This window comes from Brevundimonas sp. (genome assembly GCF_013823285.1).
GTDB lineage: Bacteria > Pseudomonadota > Alphaproteobacteria > Caulobacterales > Caulobacteraceae > Brevundimonas.
In genome coordinates this window covers 1-5677 of the sequence record NZ_PNLV01000133.1, presented here as the reverse complement: position 1 = coordinate 5677, position 5677 = coordinate 1, and the positions used below count along the sequence as shown (strand labels likewise).

Here is a 5677-nt window from a genome sequence, read left to right as displayed (position 1 = left end):
TCGGAAATCTACGCCGACGATCCCTTCTCGGGCGGAGAGCCGGGCGAGTTCGACATGCCCTCCGGGCTGGACGGGCTGATCGACGACATGCCTGCCGCCGCCGACCTGCTGGACGTCACCGACGACGCCCCGGTGATTCGGCTGATCAACGGGGTGATCGCCGAGGCCGTCCGCTCCGGCGCCTCGGACATCCACATCGAGCCCTATGAGCAGGCCCTGCTGATCCGCATGCGCGTGGATGGAGTGCTGCACGAGGCCCTGCGTCTGAACAGCCGCATCACCCCGCTTCTGGTGTCGCGCATCAAGGTCATGGCGCGGCTGGACATCGCCGAGAAGCGCGTGCCCCAGGACGGGCGCATCCCCCTGGCCCTAGGCGGCAAGACGCTGGACGTGCGGGTCTCGACCCTGCCGTCGCGGGCCGGGGAGCGGGTGGTGCTGCGCATCCTGGACAAGGATCAGGCCGGTCTCAGCCTGACCGATCTGGGCATGGACGCGCACACGCTGGAGGCCTTCAATCAGGCGCTGGCCGAGCCCAACGGCGTGATTCTGGTCACCGGCCCCACCGGTTCGGGCAAGACCACCAGCCTGTACGCCGGACTGTCCGTGCTGAACGACGCCAGCCGCAATATCCTGACCGTCGAGGACCCGGTGGAGTACGCCATCGACGGGGTGGGTCAGACCCAGGTGAACACCAAGGTCGGCATGACCTTCGCGGCAGGCCTGCGCGCCATCCTGCGTCAGGATCCGGACGTGGTCATGGTGGGTGAAATCCGTGACGTGGAAACGGCCCAGATCGCGGTGCAGGCCGCCCTGACCGGGCACCTCGTTCTGTCCACCGTCCACACCAACGATGCGGCGGGCGCCGTCACCCGCCTGCGCGACATGGGCATCGAGCCGTTCCTGCTGGCCTCCACCCTCCGTCTGATCGTGGCCCAGCGGCTGGTGCGGCGCCTGTGCCCCGACTGCCGCCGCCCGGAGCCTGCCGACAAGGCCACGGCCAAACTGGCCGGGATCAAGGAAGGCAAGACCATCTGGCGCGCCGCAGGCTGCGCCCACTGCAACCAGACCGGCTATCAGGGCCGGGTCGGCATCTATGAGACCATCCGCGTCACCGACGCCGTGCGCCGCCTGATCGCCGAGGAAGCGGGCGAGGAAGCCATCACCACCGAGGCCCTGGGCAAGAAGGCCAGCCTGTCGGGCCGCGCCCGCGCCCTGGTGCTGGAGGGCGTGACCACGGTGGAGGAATCCGTCCGCGTCACCCGCCAGTCGGTGGAGGATCCGGACTGATGGCCGCCTTCGACTATGTGGCGGTGGACCCCAGGGGTCGGACCCTGAAAGGCGTGGTCAGCGCGCCGGACGAGGCGACGGCGCGCAATGTGCTGGATCGCCGCCGGCTGATGCCGCTGGAGTTGTCGGTGTCATCGGCCCGGCCCAGTCGCGAGACCAGGTCCGGCGGGGGGCGTCTCGGGTCCAAGACCCTGGCCCTGACCACCCGCCAGCTGGCCACCCTGGTCGCCGTCTCGCCGGTGGAGGAGGCGGTCCGCACCATCGCCCTGCAGAGCGAGCGGCCCGCCGTGCGCCGGGTGCTGATGGGGGTGCACACCGGGGTGCTGGAGGGCTTCCGCCTGTCCGAGGCCATGCGGCGTCAGGGCCCGGCCTTCCCGCCCCTGTACCGGGCCATGGTGTCGGCGGGCGAAAGCTCCGGCGCCCTCGGTCCGATCCTGGAGCGCATGGCCGATCTGTTGGAGCGCGAGCAACAGGTGCGCGGCAAGGTCATCACCGCCCTGGTCTATCCCATTGTGCTGGCGGTGGTGGCCATTGGCGTCATCGCCGCCCTGATGGCCTTCGTAGTCCCCCGCGTGGTGGAGCAGTTCACCAGCATGAACCAGACCCTGCCCCTGCTGACCCGGGTGGTGATCGCGATCTCCGGCCTGATCACCGACTGGGGCTGGCTGGTGCTGATCCTTCTGGTGGTCGGGAGCGTGCTGTTCGCGGCAGGCCTGCGCCAGCCCGCCTTCCGCCTGAAGATGGACGGGCTGATGCTGAAGCTGCCGGTGATCGGGCGGCTGATGCGCGACCTGCACGGCGCGCGCATGGCGCGGACCCTGTCCACCATGATCGCGGCGGGCCTGCCCGTTCTGGAAGGCCTGACCATCACCGCCCGCACCGTCTCCAACCGCGTGCTGCGGGCCGCCACCGAATCCATGGCCGAATCCGTGCGCGAGGGCGGCGGGCTGTCGGCCGCCATGCGCCGGGCCGAGGTGTTTCCGCCCATCCTCGTCTACATGACCGCCTCGGGGGAAAGCAGCGGCCGGCTGGAGCCCATGCTGGAACGCGCCGCTGACTATCTGGAGCGCGAGTTCGCCACCTTCACCGCCGTGATGCTGAGCCTGCTGGAGCCGGCCATCATCGTCGTCATGGGCGGGATCGTCGCCGTGATCGTGCTGTCGATCCTCCTGCCCATTCTTCAGATCAACACCCTGGCCCTCGGATAGGGAATGTCATGATGAAATTGCTCGAACGCCTCCAAAGTCCTTCTCCCGATGGGAGAAGGGGGAACCCGCGCACGAAGGCGCGCAGCGGCTTCGTCCTGGCGCGGGGGATGAGGGTCGGATGTTTCAGCCGGCGAACAGCGAACCCTCACCCTGCGCGCGAAGGACGGATGCTGGCGCATCCGTGCGCGCAGCCCTCGCCCACGGGGAGAGGGGCTCGATCGCCCCGCGCCGGCTTCACCCTGGTCGAGGTGATGGTGGTGGTGGTCATTATCGGCCTGCTGGCCACGGTGGTGGTGATCAACGTGCTGCCCGCCCAGGACCGCGCCATGGTGGAGAAGGCCGGGGCCGACATCGCGGTGCTGGAGCAGGCGGTGGAGACCTATCGCCTCGACAATCTGACCTTCCCCCGCACCGAGGACGGCCTTCAGGCGCTGGTCAGCCCGCCCGCCAGCCTGAACCGGCCGGAACGCTACCGTCAGGGCGGCTATGTGCGCCGCCTGCCCGACGATCCGTGGGGCAATCCCTATCAGTACCGCCAGCCGGGCCGAGATGGCCGGCCCTTCGAGATCATCTCCCTGGGCGCCGACGGCCGCGAGGGGGGCGAGGGCAATGACGCCGACATCTCCAACTGGCGCTGAGCGGGTCCGCCGCGCGGGCTTCACCCTGGTCGAGGTGATGGTGGTCACGGCCCTGATCGGGCTGGCCGCCGGCGCCGTGGTCATGACCCTGCCCGATCCGCGCCCGCCGGTGGGCCAGCAGGCCGAGGTCTTCGCCGCCCGTCTGGTGCGGGCGCGGGAAGAGGCGATCCTGACCGGCCGCCCCGTGGCGGTGACGGCGGACGCGCGCGGCTACGGCTTCGAGGTTTTCACCGGCGGCGAGTGGCGTCCGCTGGAGGACAGGCCTGTTCCGCCGCACGGACTGGGGCGAGGACGTGCGCGTGGCCCTGCCGCGCGAGACGGCCCGCACCGCCTTCGACCCCACCGGCATGGCCGAGCCCCTGACCGTGGCCCTGTCGCGCGGCGAGGGGACCGTGAGCGTGACCGTGGACGGCTCCGGCGAGGTGCGCGTGGATGACTGAGCGGCCGGGGTTCAGCCTGATCGAGATGGTGGTGGCCCTGGGCGTGTTCAGCCTGGCGGCCCTGGCCCTGCTGAACCTCATGGGCGAGGGGGTGCGCTCGGCCGTGCGCGCCGAGACCCGCGCCTTCGGCGCCGTGGTGGCCGAGAACGTGGCGGTGGAAGCCGTGATCGCCCGCGACCCGCCGTCCCCGGGAACCCAGGACGGGCAGGTGCAACTGGCCGGGCGCGACTGGCGCTGGACCCGCACCGTCACCGCCACCCAGGACCGGGGTATTCTGCGCATCGACGTGTCCGTCAGCGACAACGGCGAGCACGCCGCCGATCTGGCCGTGTTCCGGAGCGTGCGATGACCCGGCGCGCGGGCTTCACCCTGGTCGAGGTTCTGGTCGCCCTGGCCATTTTCGCCATGATCGCCTCGGCGGGCGTGGGTCTGCTGTCCTTCTCCATCGACAACCGTCTGGCCGTGCGCGACGCTGGCGAGCGCACCGCCGCTTTCCAGCGCACCCGCGCCCTGATGCGGGCCGATCTGGGTCAGGCGGCGCCCCGGCGGGTGCGCGGCGCGGACGGGGCGCCCCAGGCGGCGTTCGAGCTGGGGGGCGAGGCTCTGTTCGCCGTCACCCGCCGCGGCTGGATCAACCCCGGCGAGGCGGAGCGCGCCTCCATGCAGAGGGTGGATTACCGTCTGATCGACGGACGGCTCGAGCGCCGGGTGCGCGAGCGTCTGGACGGCGCCCGGCCGGCCGAGCCGCAGGTGCTGCTGGAGAATGTGGAGAGCGCCCAGGTCACGGCCATTCTGGACGGCGACCCCATCGCCGATTGGCGGCCGGTCCAGAACCGGCCTCTGCCGGACGCGGTGCGCATCGACCTGACGCTGGAGGGTTACGGTCTGGTCAGCCAGCTGTTTCTGGTGGCGGGGGCGGACGCATGAAGCCGTCCCGGCGCGAGCGCGAGGGCATGGCTCTTCTGACCGTCCTTCTGCTGGTGGCGGTGATGGCGGCGCTGTCCGTGGTCATGCTGGACGACATCCGCTTCTCCGTGCGCCGCGCCACCAACGCGTCGGCCATGGATCAGGCCCAGTGGTACGGTCTTGGCGCCGAAACCCTGGCGCGGAGCCAGGTGCGGCGGCTGATGGACCAGAACAGCAGCCGCACGCCGCTGGAGCCCGAATGGAACGGCCGCACCTTCGACTTTCCGGTCGACGAGGGCGGGGCGATCCGCGTGACGGTGCGGGACGGGCAGGCGTGCTTCAACCTGAACAGCGTGGTGTCCGGACAGGGCGAGGCGCTGGCCCGCAATGACGACGGCGTGCGCCAGTTTCTGGCCCTGTCCCGCGCGGCGGGCGTGGCCGAGGCGCGGGCGCGGGCCATGGCCGACGGGCTGGTGGACTGGATCGACACCGACAGCCGGTCCGAGCCGCTGGGCGGCGAGGACGGCGCCTACGCCGGTCAGGCCACGCCCTACCGCACCGGCGGCACGCTGCTGGCCGAGGTCAGCGAACTGCGCGCTGTGCGCGGCGTGTTGGCCGAGGACTACGCCCGCCTGCGGCCCCATCTGTGCGCCCTTCCGGTGACGGGCATCACCGGGATCAATGTGAACACCCTGACGCCGGATCAGGCGGTGCTGCTGGTGATGATGACCGACGGCCGCCTGTCGGAATCGGCCGCCCGGCGCGTGATCGCGACGCGGCCGCCCGGCGGGTGGGCAGACGGCACGGCCTTCTGGGGTCAGCCGACCCTGGCGGGAATCACCCCCTCCAACGCCGCCTATGATCAGGCTGGCGTTGTGACCCGCTTCTTCGCTCTCGACGCCCGGGTCGCCCATGGCGGCGCCGAGGCGGTCATGAGCGCCCTGATCGAGGCCGCCCCCGGCGGGGCGGTGCGCACGGTGGCGCGCCGATGGACAACCGACGAATGACCCTGACCCGACTTCTTCTGCTGGCGCCCTCGGCGGACCAGCCCTCGCCCTGGCTGGCGGTGGACCGCGACGGCCGCGTGCTGCAGCGCGGCCTGCTGCCCCCCGACCGGGCCGGCGTACCGCCGACCCCCATGCGCACCGTGGCCGTGGTCCCCGGCGCCGACGTCATGGTGCGTTGGCTGGATCTGCCC

General features: G+C 71.2%; 8 protein-coding genes and 1 pseudogene. All 9 read left to right on the top strand.

Annotated elements, in window-relative coordinates:
* Positions 1-1287, top strand: a 1287-nt coding sequence (gspE, locus tag C0461_RS13140; RefSeq protein ID WP_292107641.1) for a type II secretion system ATPase GspE, incomplete at its 5' end; no start/stop codon positions are given.
* A complete protein-coding gene (gspF, locus tag C0461_RS13135; protein WP_292107640.1) occupies positions 1287-2495 on the top strand; it encodes a type II secretion system inner membrane protein GspF in 1209 nt (402 codons plus the stop codon). The genes gspE and gspF, both read left to right, overlap by 1 nt.
* A 167-nt stretch (positions 2496-2662) precedes the next feature.
* Positions 2663-3133, top strand: coding sequence for a type II secretion system major pseudopilin GspG (gspG, locus tag C0461_RS13130; protein WP_292107639.1), 471 nt, complete (start codon positions 2663-2665; stop codon positions 3131-3133).
* Positions 3045-3347: pseudogene (locus C0461_RS14475) on the top strand (prepilin-type N-terminal cleavage/methylation domain-containing protein); the annotation flags it as partial. The gene gspG and the pseudogene C0461_RS14475, both read left to right, overlap by 89 nt.
* 79 nt (positions 3348-3426) lie before the next feature.
* Positions 3427-3573: a hypothetical protein gene (locus C0461_RS13120; RefSeq protein WP_292107642.1), complete on the top strand. Its 147-nt coding sequence runs from the start codon at positions 3427-3429 to the stop codon at positions 3571-3573.
* Entirely contained in the window at positions 3566-3922 is a 357-nt protein-coding gene (gene gspI / locus C0461_RS13115) for a type II secretion system minor pseudopilin GspI (protein WP_292107638.1), read from the top strand. Before C0461_RS13120 ends, gspI begins: the two co-directional genes overlap by 8 nt.
* Positions 3919-4500, top strand: coding sequence for a type II secretion system minor pseudopilin GspJ (gene gspJ / locus C0461_RS13110; protein ID WP_292107637.1), 582 nt, complete (start codon positions 3919-3921; stop codon positions 4498-4500). Before gspI ends, gspJ begins: the two co-directional genes overlap by 4 nt.
* A complete protein-coding gene (gspK, locus tag C0461_RS13105; RefSeq protein ID WP_292107636.1) occupies positions 4497-5486 on the top strand; it encodes a type II secretion system minor pseudopilin GspK in 990 nt (329 codons plus the stop codon). The genes gspJ and gspK overlap by 4 nt, the downstream gene beginning before the upstream one ends.
* Positions 5483-5677 (top strand): hypothetical protein (locus tag C0461_RS13100; protein WP_292107635.1); only part of this gene is annotated, 195 nt, incomplete at its 3' end. The genes gspK and C0461_RS13100, both read left to right, overlap by 4 nt.

Excerpts from the sequence above, each read along its gene's own strand:
- gspF (WP_292107640.1), top strand. The coding sequence starts at position 1,287 with ATGGCCGCCTTCGACTATGTGGCGGTGGACCCCAGGGGTCGGACCCTG.
- gspI (WP_292107638.1), top strand. The coding sequence starts at position 3,566 with ATGACTGAGCGGCCGGGGTTCAGCCTGATCGAGATGGTGGTGGCCCTG.
- gspK (WP_292107636.1), top strand. The coding sequence starts at position 4,497 with ATGAAGCCGTCCCGGCGCGAGCGCGAGGGCATGGCTCTTCTGACCGTC.
- gspG (WP_292107639.1), top strand. The coding sequence starts at position 2,663 with ATGCTGGCGCATCCGTGCGCGCAGCCCTCGCCCACGGGGAGAGGGGCT.
- gspJ (WP_292107637.1), top strand. The coding sequence starts at position 3,919 with ATGACCCGGCGCGCGGGCTTCACCCTGGTCGAGGTTCTGGTCGCCCTG.